Origin of the sequence: Paenibacillus sp. FSL H7-0357 (assembly GCF_000758525.1) — a bacterium.
Classification (GTDB): domain Bacteria; phylum Bacillota; class Bacilli; order Paenibacillales; family Paenibacillaceae; genus Paenibacillus_AQ.
Map to the genome: position 1 here is coordinate 6,147,944 of NZ_CP009241.1, position 23,889 is coordinate 6,171,832.

Consider the following 23,889-nt stretch of genomic DNA (forward strand, 5'->3'; position numbering starts at 1 on the left):
ACCTCATGAATCCTATTTTGGACAACCTGATTACAGAGCAGCTCAATGATAAAACAAGCGATATCGATAACCTCAGTTCCACTGAAATCATGGAGCTGATAAATAATGAAGACCGGCTGGTCGCCGAGTGTATTCAAGGGCTTATCCCGCAGATTGCCATCGCTGCGGACTATATCGTCCATGCCTTTCAGCAGGGCGGGAGATTGTTCTATGTAGGGGCCGGAACGAGTGGGAGAATCGGCATTCTTGATGCCTCCGAATGTCCGCCCACCTATGGCACAGACCCGGCTATGGTGCAGGGATTAATTGCCGGAGGGTTTCAGGCGATTAAAGATCCCGTTGAGGGTGCGGAAGACAGCGAGGAATTAGGCGCAGCCGATATCGACTCCTCCGGCATCACGGCGAAGGATGTGGTTATCGGCATTGCCGCCAGCGGGCGCACACCCTATGTTCTGGGGGCGATGAAACGTGCCGGAGAACTTGGAGCGGTTGTCATCGGCTTATGCAACAACCCCGGAACACCGATGGCAGGCCTCGGTCAATTAACCATAGAAGCAGTGGTTGGCCCGGAAGTCATCATGGGCTCTACCCGGATGAAATCAGGCACCACGCAAAAAATGATTCTCAACATGCTGACCACCACCGCCATGATCCGGATCGGGAAGGTCTACCGTAATCTCATGGTCGATCTGAATCCCTCCAACAAAAAACTGGTGCACCGGGCCAAACGGATTATTGGACTGGCCACCGATGCTTCCGACGAAGTGATTGAAGCGGCTTATCATGGCGCAGAAGGCCATGTAAAGACTGCCATTATTATGATATTGGCCAATGTGGATGCTGAGGAAGCGCGGAGCAGACTGCTGGCTGCAGACGGATTCGTGCGCGGAGCATTGCAGTAGTCTGAACTTCATTCCTTCAGGACAACACGAACAAGCCTTTCCGGGTCCTTCCGGAAAGGCTTGTTCGCCATATCTAAGGCTTGGCTTCCATGCGGAGCTTAATCATCCGCACAGTTTCGATATCAAATATGATATTCTCTACCGGCTCCATAATATCCGCTGTAAAACGGTCGATCGTTACTTTGCCCATGTACATTTTGCGGACAGTAACACTCTGTTTGGCCTTCAGGTAAGACTGCGCCCCGCTCTCCCCGCCGACAAAATAGGCTAAAATGTTCCCTCCTGCCTCCAGCTTGGAACCACGGCAAACCGAAAACGTCTTATGAAACGTAATATTCCCCGAAGAAAACAGTTCACTCTGCACAATGCCGTCCCGGTGGATGTTAATATCCCCATTCGATTTCAGTGTGCTGTTCTGGCATTTGCCGATATTAACCTCCACTTTGGATTCCTGCATCCGTGCCACACCAACATGCAGCTCCTCCAATATACCGATAACCCCACTGAGCGAAGTTTCCGTCAGGAAATCGACCAGCTGCACCGGCTTCAGGAACAGGTTGAGAAAATGCAGGGTCTGTTCCAGATCTTTATGAAAGGAAGCCTTCACCGTATCCAGCACCAAGAGGAGCTCCTTAATGAGCTGGGGGATTTTTTGAAACTTGCTTTCCAGCAGCAGCAGCACGGCCTGTCCGTACTTCACACTCTTTTTGTGGCTTTGTACGGCTTGTACGAGCATCTGAGTAGCATTTTGCAAGACCTTGCACTCCTCAATCAGCTGCTTGGAGAAGTTGTAGATCCGGTTGTACATGACGCCGAAATAACCGGAATACAGCTTGCTGTTAACCACGTTTCCTTTCACTAGAATGCTCCCGGTAGCAGTAATTGTGGAGTTGTAGACACTTCCGGAAACATAGACATTGCCCAAGGATTCAATAATCATGTTGTCCTCTACATTGCCGCGGATAATCACATCGCCCGAGAAGATGATATTGCCGGTGTGGATGCTCACATTGCCGGGAACGAGGTAGGAAGTGCAGATGTCAAAACATTTGACTTTGTCGCCAGTCACCCTGGGCCTGCCTTCGCGCAGGGCGCGGACCTCATTGTTGATCAGCAGCACTGTGTTATTCCTTGCAGTCACTGTAATATCAGCAGGCTCAGGCGGATAAAGAATTTCTCCATATACATCATAGCCGGGAATCCCTTCGACGACCGGAATCTTGCGGGCAATGACCTCACCGCGGATCACTGAAGGAATGCGGAGATGGCTGCGGTAATCCACCTGTCCTTCAATTTCACTAAATTCATTCTCAATCGTCTCGGAGAAAAACAATTCCAGATACGCATTCTCCCCAGGCACAGCCGCTCTCCCTTTGGCAGCAGTAATCGGCTGATAGGTCGGATTCTGAAGTTCGGCATGTATGCCGGAGATGTTCAGGTTCTGGATGATCTTCTTATGCTCAAAATCAACAATGATCTGATTCAGGCCAAGCATGCCGATGACATTCGCCGAATCCTGCGATGCTTTCACCTCTACTATGCTGGCTGTGAAATGGTCATTTAATTTCCAGGGAAATCTTTTAGATCCAAGTAGGGTGAAAAAGGCCAGCAACCTGTCCTCGGAAACAGTAATGGTATAAAGCGGCGGTTCGACGATCTCCCATTCTATGATGTCTTGTGAGGTGACAGCTGACGGCTCTGTAAGCACTTGACCGTTTACATGAAGCAACACCGGGAGCAAGGCCGATATCACTGCTGGTGATCCGCCTGGAAGCGGGTCCTGAACAAATATCTTTCCAGCCCGGACCAGCAGCCGTCCATCCCTTTCATTGTCGGAATTATCGTCTTCCATAAAAGATTCTTCGATGCTCACCTCACTCTCAATCCGTGAAAGCTCCAGCATGTTAATCAGTTTATTGAGTTCCTTCTCGGACATGTGCTCCGCCATCACTCGCACCTCCTGGTTAGGGACTAGCTAATATGTAACTGCTTTCATTTTAGTATTATTAAGAATTTTAAGCAATTAACATTCGGTATTCTCTTCTCTTCCCTTCCCTATCCGCCATACAAAAACAGACTGCACTCGCGGCATGAAGCTGCTGCTGGCAGTCTGTTTTTTTGTATTCAATGAAATTTAATTGTTCAGCGCCCCTTGCGGCGATTTCCGAGCCATAAAGGAAAGCGGAAGACAAAGTTGATCAGCAGGACTACGAAGACCAGCACCGCCGCCGATTTGTCGGCGATCTGCCGCGCGTCTTCGACAATGGCTTCGGATTGCACATACCAAAGATGCACAGCGAGCGTCTCTCCAGGCGAGAACAGATTAAAGTCCCACATTTCTCCGGAGGTGCTGAGTCCTGCGGTCAGAATAATAACCGCCGATTCGCCGAAGGCACGGCCGGCCACAAGACAGACACCGGTGACAATCGACGACATGGCTACCGGAAGCACCACTTTGCGGATGACATGGAATTTGGTCATGCCAAGCGCATATCCGGCTTCACGGATTTCACGGGGAACTGCCTGCACAGCCTCCTCCGTCACCCGGGTCAGCATCGGCAGGTTAAGCAGCGCCAGGCTGACACCGCCGCCAAGAATCGTCAGGCCGACACCGAAGTATTCGGCAAAAATCGCCAGACCCAGCATCCCAAACACAATCGAGGGTACCGAGGACAACGACTCCACGCAGATGCGCAACGCGCCGGTAAAGCGATTGTCCGGGGCATATTCCGCCATGTAGATGCCGGCTCCGATCCCAATCGGTATGGAAATCAACAGCGAAATGAACAGAATGTAGAAGGAGTTGAACAGGACCGGTCCGATCCCTCCGCCGGGATCAATCTCCTCCGGCTGCTTGATCAGGAAATCGGGTCTAAGCGCCGGCAGTCCCTTGCTCAGGATCGTAAAGAGCAGCCAGAAGATCAGCAGCATCACGAGAGCGCCGAGGGTATAAAAACCAAAGGTCGCAATTTTGTTGCGCCGCTGGGCACGGGCAGTATAACGGGTACGTGTGAAACCGTTCATTACGCATCCCTCCTTTTCCGTCCCAAAATGCGGATCACCAGGATCAGCACAAAGGAAATGAGCAGCAGCAGGAAAGCCATCATATGCAGCGCATAGTTCCAGGTAGAGTCAAACTCCACATTGGAGATTTGCATGACGATATTACTGGTCAGCACAGATGATGGCGTGAACAGCGTCTTGGCCAGCTGCGGGGTATTGCCGATGACCATAACAACGGCCATGGTCTCCCCAACAGCCCGGGTCATTCCGAGGATGATGGCCGAGATGATGCCTCTGCTGGCCGCAGGCAGGATCACCCGCATAATGACCTGAAGGCGGGTTGAACCAAGGGCATAAGCGGCATCCCGGTATTTGCGCGGAACGGCAACAATAGCATCGTCGCTGATCCGGCAGATCGTCGGCAGCACCATCAATGCCAGAACGAGCGCAGCGGCGAGTAGTCCGTCACCCAGCCCTTCCCCGCTGACTCTGCGCAGAAAAGGCAGAAGGACCGTAAGCCCCAGATAACCATATACTATAGAAGGAATTCCGACGAGCAGGTCGAGCACTGGCCGGATAAAGTTCTTCATCCATTTCGGAGCAATTTCGGCACACAGCACGGCCATGCCTACGGAGATCGGCACGGCAATCAGCAGCGTCAGTGCTGTAAGCGACAATGTATTTACAATGAAGGCAGCAGCCCCGAAGGCATCCTCTTCCGGCGTCCAGTTAAAGGAGAAGAAAAATTCAGCCGGTGAGAGATGAGCGAACAGAAGCAGCGCCGTTTTGCCGATGAAAATAATAACAAGTCCAAGCACAAAGCAAAGCGCAAGAATGCTGAATATAAAATAATAACGGGATAAGGTATTGCTGATCAAATGTCTGCTGTGGCGTTTCTCACTGACTTTAACCTCGGATAGACCCTTTTGTGCCCTGGATGCCAGGCCCTGGACTGGTGCCCCCATACGTTCCCTCCTGTAAGCGGCCACCCCCGTGTGGAATCCGGGGCTGGCCGCATGTACCGTTCAATATAGTGAAGAATAATGACTAGGATTTCATTGCTGCGATCGGAATGAATTTAAGCTTTTTGAGCGAGCCGGTTTGGAACTTTTTGCTCTGAACATAATCGATGAACTCTTTGGTAACACCGGTTGGCTGACCTTTAGTCATGTAATAACCATAGGCCCAAATTTTGTACGAGCCATTGATTACATTGTCTGTAGATGCTTCAATGCCATTGAATTTCACGGCTTTGATGTCGCTGCCGCTTACATAGACAAGGTCGATATAACCGATAGCATTAGGTGTAGTCGCAACGGCTGTCTTCATATCACCGCTGGAACCGGTCTCCTTGTAGTTTTTTTCTTTCTTGACGATATCTCCGCCCGCAAGAGCTTTAGCCTGATAGTTTACACGTGTACCGGAACCGAAAGCGCGGGTGATCACGACAATGTTCGCATCCGATCCGCCGACTTCCTTCCAGTTGGTGATTTTACCGGAGTAAATGCCTTGCAGCTGTTCCGTCGTCAGGTTGTCTACGCCCACATTCTTGTTCACGATGGTGGCGAAAGGAATGACAGCTACCTTGTTTGCCACTTGTCCATCAAAAGCTTTAAAGCCCGGAACGTCAATGCTGGCATCCCAGTCACAAGCGCCGATGTCGGCGATGCCTTTCTTCACGGCCTGCGGTCCGGTAACGGAGCCTTTGCCTGAAGCAGCGATCTTCACTTTAGGGTGCAGCTTCTGGAACTCCTTGGCTGCTTGCAGCGTCAACGGCAGCAGCGCTGTCGAGCCGTTTACTGTGATTTTGCCTTTAAGTGTGTCAGCCGCTGCTGCCACTCCGGCAAACGATGCGGTTACCGCGATAACCGCGGTCAATGCTGTAACTGTAAATTTTTTAAACATCTTCATGAGTAAAATCTCCTCCCGGCGGTTGCGCCGTTAAATGTTGTTGGTTCTGAAGCAGGGAATATAATCTTATTTCGACAGCTGCAGGGCTTTGCCGTTCTGAACCAGCCAGAGCGTGCCGCCGCTAACGAGAGCGAGCTTGCTGCCGTCATGGGATGCAGAAACTTCAGTCACGTCTTCGGCTGTGCGGAACAGTTCACTCTTGGCCCCGTCAGCACTGATAGCATAAATTACGGTACTTCCGTCCGCCGTCACAGCGGATACAACCAGACCACCACTTACACCAGCTGCCCAGTTCGCTTCGCCATCAAGGGCAATATTCGCGCTTTTGCCATCGGCTCCGATTGATTTCAGGCTGTTCGCCGCGTTGCCTTCGGGATCTGCACTCAGGTACACAATGCTGCCGTTATTCAAAATTTCCGGGTAGAGCTTGTTATCCAGTTCAGTCGTCAATGCTGCCGGCTTCGCATCTTTGGTTGTCAGATCCAGCTTGTACAGCTGTTCTCCAGCCTTGCTGAAATCTACCGTCAACGAATCCTCAGTGCTGTCCGCATCATTTTTGGCTACGCCGGTAACATTGACGATATAGACCACGTTCTTCTCGTCGGCAGATACGCGGAGCTCGGATTTATTCTCTACTTTATCTTCAAGCAAGGTTTTGACCGTTCCGGTCTCCAGCGAAATTTGGGCGATCTTCTCCTGCTTGTCGCCCTGGATGAAGTAAATCTTCTTGCCGTCCTGCGACCAAACCAAATCAGTCTTAACACTGGTATCCTTGCCGAGCGGTGTGATCACCCCATTGAACAGGTTGATCAGCTTGAGCTGGCCTGTCTCGTCACTAAACGCACCCCACTTCTGGTCAGCGGAAACGGCGAAATCGACAGCTCCGTCATTCGAGGAGAACAGCTCGTAATTCCCCGGCGTGTTGCCGAATTTCAAGAGCTGGGTTGTTTCCGCATCACTTTTATTGGCGATCAGGCTTCCATCCGCACTCCAGTGCAGTGTATCAAAATCACCTTCCGGAAGGGCAAAGCTGAGAACAGTAGCTGAATCCGTCTGCAGCTCACCGCCAAGACCAGTGACCAGTTTTGTCAGTTCTACGTAGGTTTTACCATTATAGAAAACAGGTGCTACAGTGAACTCCTGCTTGGTGCCATCTACCAGATAGCTTTTAGCTCCCGTTTGAATTTGTATAGTATGTAATCCTTTGCTGTCGTTGAGTTCAAAACCGCTGCTGCTGACTTTCACATGGGCTCCAAGCTCTCCGGCAACCTGACTTAGCGAATACAATCTATAGCCGTTTTTGTCTATTGTGCTGAGTGCAACTGGTGTACCGTTCACAGTCCACGTAGTCGTACCTTCCTTGACTGCAGCTGACTGGACGGCGGCGGCCTCAGCACTATTACTTGTTGCCAAAACACTTACCACTCCTCCTGTTACAAGAAGCGAAGAAGCCAAAGCCGCACTCAACCATTTACTATTCTTCAATTAGATTCACCCTTTTCCCTTAGGTAACTGCTAATGTTATTTTCATCTACGAATGTCAATTCTGTTCTAGAGGAATGTTATGGAAATGTTAAGTGCGGCAAATCCTTAATAATAAATAAAGCCGGCCCCGGAAACCTCCGGGGTCGGCTTTATTAAAACTGGGGTTTAATCGGCAATATATGTAAAACAGTGTGAATAGCTTAATTCTCGATCCACGTAACAATCACTTCGGCACCGCCCGGTTTCTTGTCCAGGCTGCTCCCTATAATAGAATAAGAGTAATCGCCTTGAACTTTACCGTTAATAATCAAATTGTTCGAATCCACAATTTGTGTGCCCTGATCCAGTTCCTTGGCCTTAACATACTCTTTATATGTACTTCCTAGTGCATCCATACTCTCTTCTGTCTCAAAGATCAGCATGGATGACTTTTTTCCGCCCACCAGCTCCCCATCCGTAAACGTAATGCCTGCACCCACAGGAATCGGAAAGTCCCCGGGCAGATATTCCGCCTGGTCCACACTTTCTTGCGCTAAGGTGCGAAAATGCTCACTGCCTGTTCCCGGACCGGAGCTGCTGCAACCGCTGAGACCCATTGCAGTAAACAGCGCCAGCATGGGAAAAACGAACTTCTTGTTGAACATCAAATAAACCTCCTCCTGTATGAAAATAGAGTTATCGGGCTTTAGCTAATACCCATAATTACCCTGATTTGTTCTTGTGAAAACCAATATTCTAAAATTTAAAATATTAAACTATCCGCAGAAAAAAGATTTACATCGGCAGCTGATTACATTAATATAATGAGTGAGTACTCACTCATTATTATGAGAATTGAGGAGATAGTTATGAATCAGGGGACTTCTGTTGTTTCCGTAAACCACGTCTGCCGGACGTTTGGCAGCAAGGAAGTGCTAAAGGATATTTCCCTGCAGGTTGCAGAGGCGGAAACCTTCGGCATTCTAGGCCCTTCCGGCTCCGGCAAAACTACGCTGGTGAAGCTCTTGACCGGCATTGATGAAGCGACCTCGGGCGAAGTGCGTGTATTGGGGATACCCATGCCTAAGCTTGCCATGCTGCAGCAAATCGGGTATATGGCTCAGTCTGACGCCTTGTATACGGAGCTGAGCGCAAAAGAGAATCTGGAATTCTTCGCCGCTCTCTATGGACTGAAAGGCGGAAACCGCACCCGCCGGATCAGGGATGTCTTGGAGCTGGTCAATCTGCAGGATCATCTGCGCAAAAGAGTTGATCAGTATTCCGGGGGGATGAAACGCCGTCTGTCACTGGCGATCGCCTTATTGCATGAGCCTCCGCTTCTGCTTCTTGATGAGCCCACGGTTGGCATTGATCCCGTACTGCGCCAGTCCATCTGGAAGGAACTAAAGGCGCTGAACCGCAAAGGGACTACCATTGTACTCACTACCCATGTGATGGATGAAGCCGAGAAATGCGACCGTCTGGCCATGATCCGTGATGGTGAACTGCTGGCGGTGGATACACCTGCTGGTCTGCTGAACGCTACCGGTTCTGCTTCTCTTGAAGAAGCTTTTCTATATTATGGAGGTGTCCGCCGATGAGAATCCGGGCGATCACCCTGCGAATTCTCCAGCAGTTTATTCATGACAAAAGGACGATGGCACTGATGTTTATTGCCCCCCTGCTCGTTCTCAGCTTAATGAGTCTGGTGTTTAACGGCGACGACTATGAACCGAAGTTTGGTGTGTACGGAAATACCCAAGCCATCTCTGCGGCGTTTGAGAAGCAAAGCACTGCTGTGGTCGAATACGCCACGGCAGAGCTGGGCAACGAAGCTTTGAAGGAGGGCAAGATCGATGCGCTTGTCACAGTAAGCGGCGCTGCTCCTGAAGTTGTGCTGGAAGGCAGCAACCCCACGGCAAATCGTGCGGCACTGATGGCCTTACAGGAAGCGGTCCAGAGCCTGCAGCCTGTTATACCCGGCCAGGGACAAGGTCAGCTGAAGCCGCAGATCAGCTATCTGTACGGCGCTGAAGATATGACTACAATCGACCGCTTCGGTCCGATAATGATCGGCGTCTTTGTCTTCTTCTTCGTCTTTCTGATTGCCGGCGTTTCCTTGCTGCGGGAACGGACTACCGGAACCCTGGAACGTCTGCTCTCTACCCCGCTGAAGCGCTGGGAAGTCGTTCTTGGCTACGTGTGCGGTTTCGGGATTTTCACCGTATTCCAGGCGCTGCTGATCTCCTGGTTTTCCATTCAGGTGCTGGGAATTATGATGGCTGGCAGCTTCGGTTATGTCCTGCTTGTGACACTGCTGCTGTCGATGACGGCGCTGACGCTTGGTACACTGCTCTCGGCTTTTGCTGCCAATGAGCTGCAGATGATGCAGTTCATTCCGCTAATCATCGTGCCGCAGATTTTCTTAAGCGGGCTGTTCCCGATGGATACGCTCCCAGTGTGGCTGCAGCGGATCGGGCTGGCGACACCGATCTATTACGGCTCGGAAGCGCTGATGGACATCATGATCCGCGGCAAAGGCTGGAGCGACATCGCGCTGGATGTCTTTGTTCTGATCGGTTTCTCTCTGCTGTTCATGCTGCTGAATGTGCTGGCCCTGCGCAAACACCGCAAAATGTAATTTCGCAAGCAGCTATGATAATATAAACGGAAAATACGAGGTTTGGAGGGCAAAAGAATGGAGACGGACAATGCTGCGGGGCAGCAGCATGAGGGGGAGCAGTGGATTGAGGAGCTGCTGGCCATCAGTCAGGAAGAAAAAATGACGCCGAAGCAGATCGCCATTCTGGAGGCGGCGATTGAAATATTTTCAGATAAAGGATATTCGGCTGCGGCTACCAGTGAAATTGCCCAGAAGGCGGGGGTGGCGGAAGGGACGATCTTCCGCTATTACAAGACCAAAAAGGATCTGCTGCTCTCCATTGTCGGGCCGACGATGAGCCGCATGATCGCGCCCTTTGTCATGCGCAATTTCGACGGCGTGCTGGATGGTCCTCCCGAGAGCTATGAGGCATTTCTGCGGGCTTTTATGGTCAACCGGCTGGAATTCGCCCGCAAGAACTTTAAGATTCTGAAAATTCTTATTCAGGAAATCCCCTTTCAGCCCGCATTAAGGGAACAGTTCGCCGAGAATGTTCTCGGCCAGGTACTGGAGCGGGTAACCGCCATTACCGAGCATTTCAAGGAAAAGGGCGAAATTATCGACATGCCCACACCCGCAATTATCCGGTTTACGGTCTCTTCTGTAATCGGATATCTGCTGGCCCGTCTGCTGTTCCTGCCGGATAGCGATTGGAATGATGAAGAAGAGATTGAGCAGACTTTGGCTTTCATGCTGTACGGTATCAGCGGACCGGCAGTACGCCCAGAAGCGAAGGGAACTTAGGCCGGAAATTTACACTGACACTTTCAATAGAAGGGCCAACTCCAAACCGCAGAAATGCGGTTTGGAGTTGGCCTTTTTTTACATTGCAAACACTTAGAGTGATCCCGCACCGCAGCATCTGCTCAGGATTCCGGTAAATGGTTTTGAAGGCGTACGCCTGTTCTGTTATTATGGGTACTATAGCAAATTCGGACTTATGGACAAGACAAAAGGAAGTGATTAGGGCTGTGGGTTTCTATGTGCCGGAACGGGTAATCAGGCTGCTATGCGGCGGTGCTGCTTTGGAGCAGGGAACGGTTTATTATGAAGCGGATAAGGTCACGCTGACCTATGCGGAGAACAATGTTGAGCTGGAATATTCAAAATACCGGGCTGAGGTTCAAGGCCTCGAAAGCTACGAAGTGGTGCTTGCTATAGACAGTGACGGTGATGTAAATGGGGAATGCACCTGCCCTGCATACCACCACGGCGGAGCTTTTTGCAAGCATATCGCAGCTGTTCTCGTCAATATACTCCGTCAGGAAATGGACACGGAACTCTCCAGAAGTATGGCCGGCCCCAGTCTCCACCTTCACGGAGGCTCCACCGGAGAGAGCGGCAGACTTACTCCGCGTAATCCGGAACCTGCAGCCTTTGGCTCAGGGGAACATACGGGTGACCGGAAGCTGGTGACCAGCATGCTGGATATGTTCGGCAGCTCCCGGAAGCGTCCAAGCGGCACCGGAACCTATAGCGATATCAGAACTCCGCTTCAGGTTGAGTTCATCTGTAAGCCGGTTCTGTACACCGATGGCACTCATAAGCTTGGAATTGAACTGAAGATCGGATTAGAGCGGCTTTATATTGTGCAGAAAATCAGAGCTTTTCTCGAGCGCATCCACCGTGGGGAATCCTTTGAGTTCACCAAGCATTTTATCTATGACCCTTCCTTGCACAGCTTCAATAAAGAAGACAATGCGGTGATTCTGAAGCTGATCGAAGTCCTTTTAAATGAAAAGATGTACCGCGAAGCTGTCAGTCCACATACGCATTATTCGGGTGGCCCGGGAGGGGAACGGCTGCTGCCGGTTCCGCCTTTTTTCTGGGAGCAAGTTCAGCCTGCGCTAACAGCAGTATCCTCTGTACAATTGCAGCATGGGGGAATAAGCACGGAAGGGCTTCAGATCACAAACGCTCCCCCTCCGCTGAGCTTTCAATTCGATCAAACCCCGGATAACAGCTACCGTCTGGATATCCAGGGGCTTGCGCAGCTTACAGTCATGGAGGATTACGGGCTTATCTTGTCTGAAGGCAGGCTGCTGAAGCTGCCGGTTCAGGAATGCCAGCGTCTCTCCGAGCTTAAGAAAATGCTGGCGTCCTCCCGCAAAGATGAAATTGCCATTGCCCCGGAGCAAATGGAGCCTTTTATGGACAAGGTGATTCCCGGGCTGAAAAAGCTGGGCCATGTGTATATTGCCGAGGCTATCCAAGGCCGCATCATCCAGGCACAGCTTCAAGCCAGACTTTATCTTGACCGGATAAGAGACCGGCTGCTGGCAGGTCTTGAGTTTCAATACGGCAATATTGTGATTAATCCGCTCGATGAGAAAGCACGCGAACGGGGCAATGAGGTGATTCTGATGCGGGACGGGGAAACCGAAGGGCGGATTCTTGCGCTGATGGATCATGCTTCTTTTACCCAAACGGAAAGCGGCTATATTATGAGCGATGAGGACGGCGAATTTGATTTTCTCTATCATACCGTGCCACTGCTGGAGCCGTTGCTTGAGGTATATGCCACTACTGCTGTCAAGGGAAGACTGCTCACCGGAACAGCCCTGCCGAAGGTAACCTTAAGCTGGAACGAAAAAACCGACTGGCTGGACTTCAAGTTCGCCATGGAAGGAATCCCCGAAACGGAAATTGTACTGGTGCTGAAATCGCTGCAGGAGAAACGCCGCTATTACCGGCTGCCGGATGGGGCGCTGCTGCCGCTGGAGAGTGCGGAATTCTTAGAAATCATCACCTTTATGAACGAAATCGGAATCCGTCAGGATGAGCTCAAAAGCCCGCAGTTCTCTCTCCCCCTGGCCCGCGGCCTGCATTTGAATGGCGACAGCGCGGGGGACTCCGTCACCATGGGACGCTCCCTGCGCCGGCTTCTGGCCAACATGCAGAATCCCGAAAATCTTGATTTCCCTGTGCCGGACAGCCTTATTCCCGTACTCCGGGATTATCAGCAATATGGTTTCCAGTGGCTGAAGACGCTGGCCCATTACCGTTTTGGCGGCATCCTGGCCGATGATATGGGTCTCGGCAAAACGCTGCAGAGCATCGCCTTCCTGCTCTCAGAGCTTAAGGATATCCGGCAGGGAGGCCACCCTGCGCTGATCATCGCTCCGGCCTCCCTGCTCTACAACTGGCAGAATGAGCTGAAGAAATTCGCCCCGGAGATCAAAGCGGCCATAGCCGACGGGAACTTAACCGAACGCCGACGGACACTGAAGAACACCGCAGGAAACGATGTAATCATCACCTCCTATCCGCTGCTGCGCCGTGATATTGAAGAGTACGCCAAGCATTCCTTCCACACCCTGTTTCTGGATGAGGCGCAGGTCATCAAGAACCATGCGACCCAGACGGCTCAGGCGGTAAAAATATTGCAGGCGCGTTACCGCTTCGCGCTTACCGGAACGCCGGTAGAAAATGCTCTGGAGGATCTATGGTCGATCTTCGGAGTTGTGTTTCCCGGACTGTTTCCGGGCAAAAAGGCCTTTCATGACCTGCCCCGGGAGACGGTTGCGAGGCGGGCTCGGCCTTTTCTGCTGCGCCGCCTAAAAAGCGATGTACTGAAAGAGCTGCCTGATAAAATCGAATCTCTGCAGGCCTCGGAGCTGCTGCCTGAGCAGAAAAAACTGTATGTCGCTTATCTCGCCAGGCTGCGCAAGGAAGCGCTCAAGCATCTGGACAACGACGGGTTTGGCAACGGCAGAATCAAGGTGCTTGCCGGGCTGACCCGGCTGCGCCAGCTCTGCTGCCACCCCGCGCTGTTCATTGCAGGCTATACCGGCGGCTCGGCGAAATTCGAACAGCTGCTGGAGATTATTGAAGAATGCCGCAGCTCCGGCAAACGGATGCTGATATTCTCCCAGTTCACCGAAATGCTCGGCCTGATCGGCCGTGAACTGGGCCTGCTGGGTGTGCAGCATTTCTATCTCGATGGCCAGACGCCTTCAGCCCAGCGGGTGGAACTCTGCAACAGGTTCAATGAGGGTGAACGGGATCTTTTCCTGATTTCACTAAAAGCGGGTGGTACCGGACTGAACCTGACGGGAGCGGACACGGTCATTCTCTACGATCTCTGGTGGAATCCCGCTGTTGAGCAGCAAGCTGCCGACCGGGCCCACCGGATCGGGCAAAAGAAGGTGGTTCAGGTGATCCGCCTCGTAGCACAGGGGACTGTTGAAGATAAGATGTACGAGCTTCAGCAGAAGAAAAAGAACCTGATCGACGAAGTCATCCAACCGGGCCAGGAGGCCATTTCTGCCTTAAGCGAGCAGGATATCCGTGAAATCCTGATGCTTTCATAAATTGGCCATGCACGCTTATCTCCTGGCACAGCAAGCAGGGACTTTCACAGCCTAAGGCTGGGGATGTCCCTGTTTGCTGTATTTTTTTTAGAATGACATAAGGATTTGTTACTCTACCGGGTTCGGACTCCGCAGATATTACAACTCGTCACTCCATTTCTCATGCGTTACAACACGATGGGCATCCACCAATTGACCGTCAGCTTGTTTGCCCCATACTGAAATCCCTGCTTTTTCTCCTAGGTCATCGCCTGTAAAGAGAAATTCGAAAGCATCCAGATCGGCAAAGTAGTCTCTGGTCACCACCTCGCCTGGTGCGATTTCGACAACTTCACTCACATATAAAGTTCTTGTAGTACCCAGGAAGTAACCTAGAATATTAATAACCAGTACTTCTGCAGCAGCCCGATTCACAATCTTTACAGTTACAAGCTGCGCCGGTCTTATGCCAAGAACAGGATTATTCTCTATAGGTCCAGTAGATAATGTGGTCATCCCGTCTTATTCCTCCTTTCAATCCACTCATTTGTGAATATCAAACTCTGATTCTAGCGGTAGTGTTAATTGATCGCACAATATATTAATATTCGTGTGCTACCCTGACGGTGTGGACAGAAGACAGGCTCCATTCACCAAATCCTGCAGCAGTGCATAAAGTGTACAAAAGAGAGTTCGCCCACTAGTGGCCGCTGTTCTGAAAGAATGTATACGGAAGAAGGGAGTCCATGCCCCCTCCTGGAAAAGGAAAGAAAACGAGCATAAAAAAACAACCGGCAAACCCTAAAACGCAAAGTCCAAAGGGGCTGGAGTTTGCAGTGGCTGCACTTCTTTTATCAGGCAAGTTAAAGGTAGACTCTGTCCAGATGTTCACGGACGCTTCGCTTCTTGTCAGCCTGGTTGGCAAATATAAATCACTTGGCAATTTGAGCGACAGCAACGTTGATAAACTGGTCAGCTTTCTCAACGACAACAGCAGCCTGACCTTGAACGAGATCATGGCCGCTTTGAAGAAAAAATCAGACAACTCTTGAGTGGAGGAATAAAGGGAGGCCTAGCACGTATGGACAATTTTGACGGTGAAGATTTTGCCGGGGGGATCCTGCTGGTCATTGTAATTGCGCTGCTTATCTTTGGTTCAACGGATATTAAGGATCTTACCGCTGCGCCCACTTCCGATTGAAACGGGACTCCTTACTTGAATTAAAATCATTTACATCCCATATAAGGCTTGTTATGATTAAAGTATCAAAAGAGCTGCGCAACTTATGTTTGCTACAAAGCGATTAAAGGATGATTTTTTCCTTTAATCGCTTTTTTGTGTGAGCTTTAAAAATCATGGAGGTATATCGTATGAACAAAAGAGTACATGATATGGTTATGCTGCTTCTCGGGGCATTTATTTTTGCGCTGGCAGTCAATTTATTTGTGATTCCCAATGACTTTGGTGAGGGTGGCGTGACAGGAATATCGATCATTCTGTATTATTTGCTGAAATGGTCTCCTGCGCTGGTCGGCATCATCTTGAACGGGATTTTGCTGATCATCGGCTATAAGCTGCTGGATAAAAAAACGACGGGATATACCATCATCGCTGTTGCCTTTAACTCCCTGTTCCTGTACTTGACCAAGAACTGGCAGATCGCTTCGGATGAGCCGGTGATTAACGCTATTTTCGCGGGTCTGTTTGCCGGGGTCGGGATTGGACTGATCATCCGGGTCGGCGGCACGACTGCAGGTACGACAATTCTGGCTCGTCTTGCCAATAAATATTGGGATTGGAATATCAGCTATGCCTTGCTGTTCTTTGACCTTATCGTTGCCGCACTGTCCGCCTTCGTCATTGGTATCGAAAAGATGATGTTTACGTTCGTTATCCTCTATATCGGAACCAAAGCCATGGAGTTCATTATCGAGGGCTTGAATCCTAAAAAAGCGGTGACCATCATCTCGGCACACTATGACAGCATTGCCGTACGGGTTACGGAGATTATGGACCGCGGAGTAACGGTGCTCCGGGGATACGGCTATTACACCGGCGAAGAAAAGGAAGTCCTTTACATCGTAATTAGTAAGCAGGAAGTTTCCATGCTCAAAAAAATCGTACGGGCTGAGGACAAAAATGCTTTTGTCACGATCCACGATGTACGCGACGTGTTTGGTGAAGGATTTATTGATATTTCTAAATAAGCCAACCGGCTATTGATTTATTCCATAAATTCGCTATACTGATAAAAATCAATATACAATCGATGAACGGGAAAGTAGTTGCCTTGGACCCTAGTCCCCAGCGAGCCGGAAGAGTGAGAGCCGGTACAGGCCAGTTAATGAAGCGCACCCGGGAGATGGACTTCTGAACTGATAGTAGGAAGCCCCGGCTGAAGACCGTTAACCTGTAAGGTGGCTAAACCAAGTTGTTTAGCAACAAGAGTGGTACCGCGAGCGCTAAAGCCCTCGTCTCTTTTAGAGACGTGGGCTTTTTTTGATGTTTTTTAGCCCGCTAAGTACATGTAACGCAAATCTGCTTCAAGAATTTTAAAGGAGGTTCATCCCGTGTTAAGCCAACTTATCAGAACAAGCTTGGAACAAAGCGTCCAGCAGGTATTCAGCAGCCTGAGCGCTGCCGCACCAGAACATTTAACCATCGATCTTGAACAGCCCGCTAATCCGGATTTCGGCGACTACTCCAGCAATATTGCCATGCAGCTGGCCAAAGTCCTGCGCAAGGCCCCAATGGCTATTGCCGAGCTGATCACAGCGGAGCTTGGGCAAGAGGAGGCGATCAAGGGATTGCTGCAGCGAATCGAGGTTGCGGCTCCGGGCTTCATCAATATGTACGTGGATTGGCAGGAGTGGGCAAATCACAGCTTTGAGCTGCCGCCAGGGAACGGGAATAAGGTGATCATTGAGCATACTTCTGTAAACCCAAACAAATCAATGCATATTGGACATCTGAGAAACTCCTGTATTGGAGATGCGCTGGTTAGGATTTTGAAAAAAACAGGTTACAACGTGGAAGTTCACAACTATGTGGATGACCTTGGCAATCAGCTGGCAGATACGGTGGTCGGGCTAATGAATGTGCCGCTCGCAGGTGATCATGTCCGCTTCGGTGATTATTGCTGGGATATCTACGCCGGAATCAATAAGGAATATGCGTTGCATCCTGAGACGATCCATAAACGGACGGAGATTCTCCACGCATTGGAAGAAGGAAACGGCAATACCGCTTGGCTCGGCAGCCTTGTGGCTGAACGGATTGTGAGAGAACATGTTGAGGAAATGAAAAACTTCGGCATCACCTACGATTTGCTGGTGTGGGAGAGCAGTATTTTAAAAGAGGGATTTTGGTCCTCTGCTTTTGCGCTGCTGGAACAGACAGCCGTTTTTGTTCAGGAAACCGAGGGCAAGCTGGCGGGATGCTGGATTCTGAAGCAATCGGCAACAGAAGGCACAGGGGCGGATTCAGAGGAACATCAGAAAGATAAGGTGCTGGTGCGCTCGAACGGGATTTTGACCTACACCGCCAAGGACATCGCCTATCATCTCTGGAAATTCGGACTGCTGGACAAAAACTTCTCCTACAGCGAGTTTAATGCAGGCGTTTGGACGACGGGTCCAAGTGGACAGCAGATGCCTTTTGGAGAGGCAGATATGGTGGTTAACGTCATTGATTACCGGCAGGAGTATCCGCAGGCGATGGTGAAGCAGGCTTTAGAGGTATTGGGATATGCCGGGCAAGCCGGGAAGCTTCATCATGTAAGCTATGGCGTGGTTTCTCTTAGTCCGGCTTCCGCCGCTGAACTGGGGATCGATACCTCGGACGGCAAAACCTCTTACGCCATGTCCGGCCGTCAGGGCATCGGCATCAAGGTCACCGAGCTGGTCCAGCTCATGGAGAACACCATTGAAGCCACCCGCTCCGACAAAAACGGCCTGTCCAGCCGGCTGATCGCCACAGCTGCAATCCGTTACTATCTGCTGCGTTTCAATCTGGGGACGGAGATTGTGTTTGATTTCAAGCAGGCGACCGAGATTTCCGGCAATACCGGCGTATACCTGATGTATACCTATGCGCGTGCGGGCAGTGTGCTCAGTAAAGCCGCTGGAATGGAGGCAGGAGCCGTATTGGGAGCAGCGGCAGCTGCAACGTTGAAGACGGATGCAATGGCGGTAAATACGGCGGCGAGAGCGGTACTGGCGGCGGATGGGGCAGCGGATGGGGCATCAGAACCAGCTGCGGTGCCGGATTTCCCGGCCCAACTGGACAAAGCGGAGCTTGCCCTGCTGAGACATCTCAGCATCTGGCAAGACACCTTATACAGCGCGAGCATCGAGCTGACGCCAAATGCAATCTGTAACTACGCGCATACTCTGGCCTCGCTGTTCAATAACTTTTATTCCGCCTGCCCGATTCTCAAAGGGGAGCAACTCACCATCCGCTTCCGTCTCTGGCTTACTTCAACATTCCAGGAAACGCTCGGCGAAGTGCTTGAGGTGCTTGGCCTGCCGAAGCCGGAGCGGATGTAACGGAGAATTACGAAGTTGTTGTGCATGGATCCAATGTGAACCATAGACTAGACACGTATTCTCCTATGTTTAACACTGCAGCTGATTACCCGCTGCGGGAAAAAGATCAGCGGGAATTATGCCTGTTAATTCTGCTTCAAGCCTTGCTTAATGAGGTCGCCCGATTGGTCCGCGGCGGCCTCATGATCTGTTTTCTGCGCTAACGTTCTCCGTTCATGACTGATGTGAATCTTGTTCATTGCCAAGCCAATCTGGAGTTTAAAACCGGGTATTTTCTTCAGAACGGTTGTGTCTCACGTAGCTCTCTCACGCCTTCCGAACAGGGGGCGAGTAAAATACATCACTATGCATATGCTGAATTTTGTCCCAGTTGCTAGGATTGGTCGTGTCTGGAGAGCGGTGCTCCATAATGGCTTGATAAAGGGCGGTTTTTTCTTCCAAATGGGCAACGTGCTGTTTGGCTTCTTCGAGCTTAGCGAGCGCTGCTTCTTTATGCTCCATCATGAGTGCGGAGCGTTGCGGAATGGTCGAATCTCCTTCGAGACAGAGATCGATGTACCTTTTTATGACTTCAATCGGCATCCCGGATTGCTTGAGGCATTTGATGCCATGCAGCCAGTTGATCGATTCTTCGTCGAACATCCGAATATTATTTTGATTGCGCTGTACGCTTGGCACCAGGCCTTTATCCGTATAAAAGCGTACAGCGTGCTCGGTGAGTCCCGTTATTAGGGCGGCTTCTTTGACCGTATGCATGTGAAATCCCCCATGGAAAATAAATTTTTGAAGACGCCTTGACTTCGTGTAACACGAAGGTCCTAAGCTTATTGTAATGCAAATGAGCCGTAAGTGGAACCCCCGCTTCAGTGCCCGATTCAGGGGATACGCGCCGTTTGCTATTATACATTTGATCATTAGGAGGAATTACAATGCAAACCGTAACATTAAATAATGGTGTAAAAATGCCGATCATCGGCTTTGGTGTCTATCAAGTTCCGAATGCTGAAGAATGCGAGAACGCGGTATATGAAGCGCTGATGGCCGGTTACCGCCTGATCGACACCGCCGCCGGTTATCTGAATGAGGAAGCGGTCGGACGCGCGATCAAGCGCAGTGGCGTGCCGCGTGAGGAGCTGTTCATCACGACCAAACTTTGGGTTCAGGATGCCAGTTACGAGAGTGCCAAGCTGGCGTTTTCCAAATCCTTGAAGAAGCTACAGCTCGATTATCTCGATCTATACCTTATTCACCAGCCGTTCGGCGATTACTACGGCGCTTGGCGTGCGATGGAAGACCTGTACGGCGAAGGCAAGATCAAGGCGATCGGTGTCAGCAACTTCCTGCCCGACCGTCTGATGGACCTCATCGTGCATAACGAAATCGTGCCGGCGGTAAACCAGGTCGAAACACACCCGTTCTACCAACAAATCGAGATCGCCGCTTTTATGAAAGAGCAGGGAGTTCAGCACCAGTCGTGGGCCCCGTTTGCTGAAGGACTTAACAACTTGTTCGGCAACAAAATGCTAGTCTCGATCGCAGAAAAACACAACAAGTCCGTAGCCCAGGTCGTGCTTCGCTGGCTTGTTCAGCGTGGAGTCGTTGCTATTCCAAAATCGGTGCGCAAAGAGCGGATCGTCGAAAACTTCAACATTTTCGATTTTGAGTTGAGCGCAGACGATATCGAACAAATTTCCACTCTCGATACGCGGGAAAGCCTTTTCTTATCGTACCGCGATCCGGAAGTCGCCAAGATGATGGGCAACTGGAGAGTCGATCTGTAAACCTTGATCGAACCGTAACTCATCACGCGTTTATCCTCATCTATTAAGAAAGGACAGGGCGGGTCCCCCTTGTCCTTTTAAAACTGCTGCTAAGGGTGCAACGAAATCTATACTCCTACCATTACAGGTAACACACAGAACCACCGAGACATCTATAACTATCCTGCCCGCGAATAGTGTTCACTTATTGCAACTATCGTTTCCCGCCCTATAAATTTCACTCAGACGTTAGATTAGCACACTGTAGAAAATTAGCGGGTGCTATTCCTTTTAGTTGCTGCAATTCCTCGGTGCATGCTGGATTAGCGGGCGGTTTGCCCGCTAGTGCAGACGCGTATTATCAGGCGGACCAGCAAATGGGGTGCTCCAAAGATAGAGGGTAATAAAGCCGCCCCTCTTGCGATGTTTATCCTCCCGATGCAGATGCTCCAACGCCCCCAGGGGCTTCTCACCCCCGGACGCACAAACAGCCTTCCCGAAGGAAGGCTGTTTTGTGTGACGTCCCGGAAGGGATTCGAACCCCCGACCGTGCGCTTAGAAGGCGCATGCTCTATCCAACTGAGCTACCGGGACAAAAGTGAAGTAATTGATTCCTAAAACATATGTATTCACGCAACGTTCTCTATTATACCGCATTCAGATTTTTTTTCAAGGCTGCAGCAATATAATTTACTAAAATACGGCGAAACAGCAACGGCAGCACAGCAGATCAGCCTATCCTCACCAGTTACCCTCCCACAGCATTTCTGTCCCCGGGGCAGAATCAGCGGCGGCCAGCCGCTCACCCCAATCCGTTCTACCCCCGGGGCAGACTGCGGCAGTTTTGCCGCATCCAATCGCCGGATTTCAGGAGTCACTTGTGGAAATGCTGTTCCAGCTGCTTTTTCAAGTCGCCGAAGATAAGCAGTTCTCGCTGGAATTTGGAGCGTTCATCCTCGGGGCTCATAATGATGCTGCCAGTAAAAGCACTGGCCGTCACATCCTGAAAAGCGTCATGCAAATTGTTATCAAACCAATCGGTTGCAGTATTCGCGTCATTCGTCAGAATCCGCACAATTTCATAACCTTCCTCGCGCTGGTCTTCAACAATGTACACCAAAAGTGCGGAATCGCCTACAGCTCCCGGCAATACGCCCACTTCTGCACAAGGCGCGCCGTCATATTCGGTCATTCTGCGGATTTTGGCGTCTTTAATATAATACACTTGTCATCCATCCCTCCTGGCAAATTTCCCTCTCCCTTAGTGTTCGGATAAGGACATACATTTTATCCCTTCCTTCGGCATATATCTGTATTACTTGGCAAAAAAGAAACAAGTGAAATCGGCTGCGCCGTCCTTAAAGGACGGCATCCATTTCAGCGAGAAATATAAGGATAATTTATTGCGTGGAGCATATAAATTCTTATATTTGGACAACAATCGCACAAAAGAGAGGATGAACCATCATGTGCGGAATAACCGGATTTATCCAGTGGCGCGGCGACCTCACACAGCACTCGCAACTGCTCGTAAAAATGACTGAAACCTTGGCCAACCGCGGGCCGGATGCGGCCGGAACCTGGATTTCAGGGCCTTGTGCCTTCGGTCACCGCAGACTAAGCGTTATCGATCCCGAGAACGGCGCACAGCCTATGATCGCCCGCCATGACGATAAGGTGTACGCTATTGTGTACAACGGCGAATTATATAACGCCCCCGAGCTCAAAAAGGAACTGAAACAGCGGGGACACCATTTTCTCACCGAGTGCGACACCGAAGTTCTGCTGCACGCCTATATGGAGTGGGGACCGGATTGCACCGGGAAGCTGAACGGAATCTTTGCATTTGCCGTCTGGGACGGTCTGCGGGACCAGGTATTTTTGGCACGCGACCGCCTGGGTGTGAAACCCCTGTTCTATAGCCGGGTGGACGATGTTTTTGTCTTCGGCTCCGAACCTAAAGCGCTGCTCCAGCACCCCAAGGTACAACCGAAGGTAGGACCGGAAGGACTGGCGGAAATCTTCATCATCGGTCCGGCCCGCACTCCGGGACATGGGGTATACAAAGATATATTCGAGCTTCGTCCAGGTCATGCCATGATTTATAGCCGGGAAGGCCTGCGCAGCTATGCTTATTGGAAATTAGAAAGCAATCATCACACGGAAAATGAAGAAGAAACAGCCTCCAGAGTGCGTGAATTGCTGCAGGATACACTGGAGCGGCAATTGGTTTCTGACGTTCCGGTCTGCTCCCTGCTGTCCGGGGGGCTCGATTCCAGCGCACTGACCGCGCTCGCTGTGGATTATTACAACCGCACCGGCCAAGGCCGGGTGGATACCTATTCCGTCGATTATGTCGACAACGACAAGCATTTCAAAAGCCACACCTTTCAGCCCGGCGCAGATGGTCCGTGGATTAAGCGGATGGTTGATGAGTTGAACACGAATCACCATTATGTAGCCTTTGATACACCGGAGCTGGTAACGGCGCTGGACAATGCCCTGGAATCCCGCGATTTGCCGGGGATGACGGATGTGGATTCTTCGCTGTATCTATTTTGCCGTGAGATTAAAAAGAACGCGACCGTGGCCATCTCCGGCGAGGCGGCGGACGAGATTTTTGGCGGGTATCCCTGGTTCCACCGGGACGAGATGCTCTCCTCCGGCACGTTCCCCTGGTCGGTAGCCCCCAAAATGCGTGCAGGTCTATTGTCGCCGGAAGTGGGGGAATGGATACGTCCACTGGAATATTTAGGTGACAGATACAGCGATGCGGTAGCGGAGGTGCCGAAGCTTGACGGTGAGACCGGCAAGCAGGCGCAGATGCGCGTAATGTCCTATCTCAACATCACCCGCTTCATGCCGACACTGCTGGACCGTAAGGACCGGATGAGCATGGGTGCAGGACTGGAGGTCCGCGTGCCGTATTGCGACCACCGGCTCGTCCAGTATGTATTCAACATCCCTTGGGAAATTAAAACCGTAGGCAACCGGGAAAAAGGCATTCTGCGCAAAGCACTCGAAGGCATCCTGCCGGATGATGTGCTCTATCGTAAAAAAAGCCCTTACCCCAAAACCCATAATCCGGCCTATTTAAATGCCGTCCGGACTCAGATGCTGGGCATTCTGGATGATTCCACTTCGCCCATCCTGCCGTTGATTGATGCAGCCAAGATCCGTGAAATCGCTGCCTCTCCCGAATCCTCCAGCAATCTGCCCTGGTTCGGCCAGCTGATGTCCGGCCCGCAGCTGTTCGCTTATCTCGCCCAGGTTAACCTGTGGCTGCGCAAGTATAACGTATCTATCGGGTAAATCGCTAAGCTCTCTGCTCTCTGCACACAGCCAAT

General features: G+C 50.9%; 19 protein-coding genes, 1 tRNA gene and 1 other annotated feature. Of the genes, 10 read left to right on the forward strand and 10 right to left on the reverse strand.

All coding sequences use genetic code 11. The features are described from left to right. Positions 1–5 precede the first annotated feature (5 nt). Complete coding sequence (gene murQ / locus H70357_RS27160) at positions 6–902, forward strand: N-acetylmuramic acid 6-phosphate etherase (protein WP_038595855.1); 897 nt, start codon at positions 6–8, stop codon at positions 900–902. A 73-nt stretch (positions 903–975) separates the two neighbouring features. Here the strand turns inward: murQ and H70357_RS27165 are convergent, their stop codons facing one another. The 6 genes from H70357_RS27165 to H70357_RS27190 form a co-directional block, all read right to left on the reverse strand. Continuing rightward, complete coding sequence (locus H70357_RS27165) at positions 976–2,850, reverse strand: FapA family protein (RefSeq protein WP_038595857.1); 1,875 nt, start codon at positions 2,848–2,850, stop codon at positions 976–978. A gap of 194 nt (positions 2,851–3,044) precedes the next feature. Next, the gene (pstA, locus tag H70357_RS27170; RefSeq protein WP_038595858.1) at positions 3,045–3,926 is read right to left on the reverse strand and encodes a phosphate ABC transporter permease PstA; all 882 of its coding nucleotides are present in this window, start codon (positions 3,924–3,926) and stop codon (positions 3,045–3,047) included. Next, the gene (gene pstC / locus H70357_RS27175) at positions 3,926–4,870 is read right to left on the reverse strand and encodes a phosphate ABC transporter permease subunit PstC (protein ID WP_038595859.1); all 945 of its coding nucleotides are present in this window, start codon (positions 4,868–4,870) and stop codon (positions 3,926–3,928) included. The genes pstA and pstC overlap by 1 nt, the downstream gene beginning before the upstream one ends. 82 nt (positions 4,871–4,952) lie before the next feature. Further along, the gene (locus H70357_RS27180) at positions 4,953–5,816 is read right to left on the reverse strand and encodes a phosphate ABC transporter substrate-binding protein (protein ID WP_038595861.1); all 864 of its coding nucleotides are present in this window, start codon (positions 5,814–5,816) and stop codon (positions 4,953–4,955) included. Positions 5,817–5,882: 66 nt separating this feature from the next. Further along, positions 5,883–7,229, reverse strand: a complete 1,347-nt coding sequence (locus H70357_RS27185) for a stalk domain-containing protein (protein ID WP_038595863.1) — start codon at positions 7,227–7,229, stop codon at positions 5,883–5,885. A gap of 272 nt (positions 7,230–7,501) precedes the next feature. Then, positions 7,502–7,945, reverse strand: a complete 444-nt coding sequence (locus tag H70357_RS27190) for a hypothetical protein (RefSeq protein ID WP_052092272.1) — start codon at positions 7,943–7,945, stop codon at positions 7,502–7,504. Positions 7,946–8,149: 204 nt separating this feature from the next. Here H70357_RS27190 and H70357_RS27195 point away from each other — a divergent pair, with 204 nt between their 5' ends. The 4 genes from H70357_RS27195 (at position 8,150) to H70357_RS27210 (ending at position 14,255) form a co-directional block, all read left to right on the forward strand. Further along, complete coding sequence (locus H70357_RS27195; RefSeq protein WP_038595866.1) at positions 8,150–8,881, forward strand: ABC transporter ATP-binding protein; 732 nt, start codon at positions 8,150–8,152, stop codon at positions 8,879–8,881. After that, positions 8,878–9,921: an ABC transporter permease gene (locus H70357_RS27200; RefSeq protein WP_038595868.1), complete on the forward strand. Its 1,044-nt coding sequence runs from the start codon at positions 8,878–8,880 to the stop codon at positions 9,919–9,921. The genes H70357_RS27195 and H70357_RS27200 overlap by 4 nt, the downstream gene beginning before the upstream one ends. A 57-nt stretch (positions 9,922–9,978) precedes the next feature. After that, positions 9,979–10,686, forward strand: coding sequence for a TetR/AcrR family transcriptional regulator (locus H70357_RS27205; RefSeq protein WP_052092273.1), 708 nt, complete (start codon positions 9,979–9,981; stop codon positions 10,684–10,686). A gap of 227 nt (positions 10,687–10,913) precedes the next feature. Next, complete coding sequence (locus H70357_RS27210) at positions 10,914–14,255, forward strand: DEAD/DEAH box helicase (protein ID WP_038595870.1); 3,342 nt, start codon at positions 10,914–10,916, stop codon at positions 14,253–14,255. 138 nt (positions 14,256–14,393) lie between these two features. Here H70357_RS27210 and H70357_RS27215 read toward each other — a convergent pair whose 3' ends face one another. Then, a complete protein-coding gene (locus H70357_RS27215) occupies positions 14,394–14,750 on the reverse strand; it encodes a hypothetical protein (RefSeq protein WP_038595873.1) in 357 nt (118 codons plus the stop codon). Between the two features lie 320 nt (positions 14,751–15,070). Here H70357_RS27215 and H70357_RS27220 point away from each other — a divergent pair, with 320 nt between their 5' ends. The 3 genes from H70357_RS27220 to H70357_RS27230 all read left to right on the forward strand — a co-directional run bounded on the left by H70357_RS27220 (position 15,071) and on the right by H70357_RS27230 (position 18,782). After that, entirely contained in the window at positions 15,071–15,286 is a 216-nt protein-coding gene (locus H70357_RS27220) for a hypothetical protein (protein ID WP_231578324.1), read from the forward strand. Between the two features lie 319 nt (positions 15,287–15,605). After that, positions 15,606–16,442: a YitT family protein gene (locus H70357_RS27225; RefSeq protein WP_038595875.1), complete on the forward strand. Its 837-nt coding sequence runs from the start codon at positions 15,606–15,608 to the stop codon at positions 16,440–16,442. A 53-nt stretch (positions 16,443–16,495) separates the two neighbouring features. Continuing rightward, positions 16,496–16,717, forward strand: a binding site (T-box leader). Between the two features lie 88 nt (positions 16,718–16,805). Further along, on the forward strand, positions 16,806–18,782 hold the full coding sequence (locus H70357_RS27230; protein ID WP_038595877.1) for an arginine--tRNA ligase: 1,977 nt from the start codon (positions 16,806–16,808) through the stop codon (positions 18,780–18,782). A 306-nt stretch (positions 18,783–19,088) separates the two neighbouring features. Here the strand turns inward: H70357_RS27230 and H70357_RS27235 are convergent, their stop codons facing one another. Then, entirely contained in the window at positions 19,089–19,538 is a 450-nt protein-coding gene (locus tag H70357_RS27235) for a MerR family transcriptional regulator (RefSeq protein ID WP_038595880.1), read from the reverse strand. Between the two features lie 173 nt (positions 19,539–19,711). Here H70357_RS27235 and H70357_RS27240 point away from each other — a divergent pair, with 173 nt between their 5' ends. Next, the gene (locus H70357_RS27240) at positions 19,712–20,563 is read left to right on the forward strand and encodes an aldo/keto reductase (protein WP_038595883.1); all 852 of its coding nucleotides are present in this window, start codon (positions 19,712–19,714) and stop codon (positions 20,561–20,563) included. A gap of 499 nt (positions 20,564–21,062) precedes the next feature. Here the strand turns inward: H70357_RS27240 and H70357_RS27245 are convergent. After that, positions 21,063–21,136 (reverse strand) — tRNA-Arg (locus H70357_RS27245). Positions 21,137–21,416: 280 nt separating this feature from the next. Beyond that, a complete protein-coding gene (locus H70357_RS27250; protein WP_038595886.1) occupies positions 21,417–21,767 on the reverse strand; it encodes a hypothetical protein in 351 nt (116 codons plus the stop codon). Between the two features lie 242 nt (positions 21,768–22,009). Here H70357_RS27250 and asnB point away from each other — a divergent pair, with 242 nt between their 5' ends. Next, the gene (gene asnB, locus H70357_RS27255) at positions 22,010–23,854 is read left to right on the forward strand and encodes an asparagine synthase (glutamine-hydrolyzing) (protein ID WP_038595887.1); all 1,845 of its coding nucleotides are present in this window, start codon (positions 22,010–22,012) and stop codon (positions 23,852–23,854) included. Positions 23,855–23,889 lie beyond the last annotated feature (35 nt).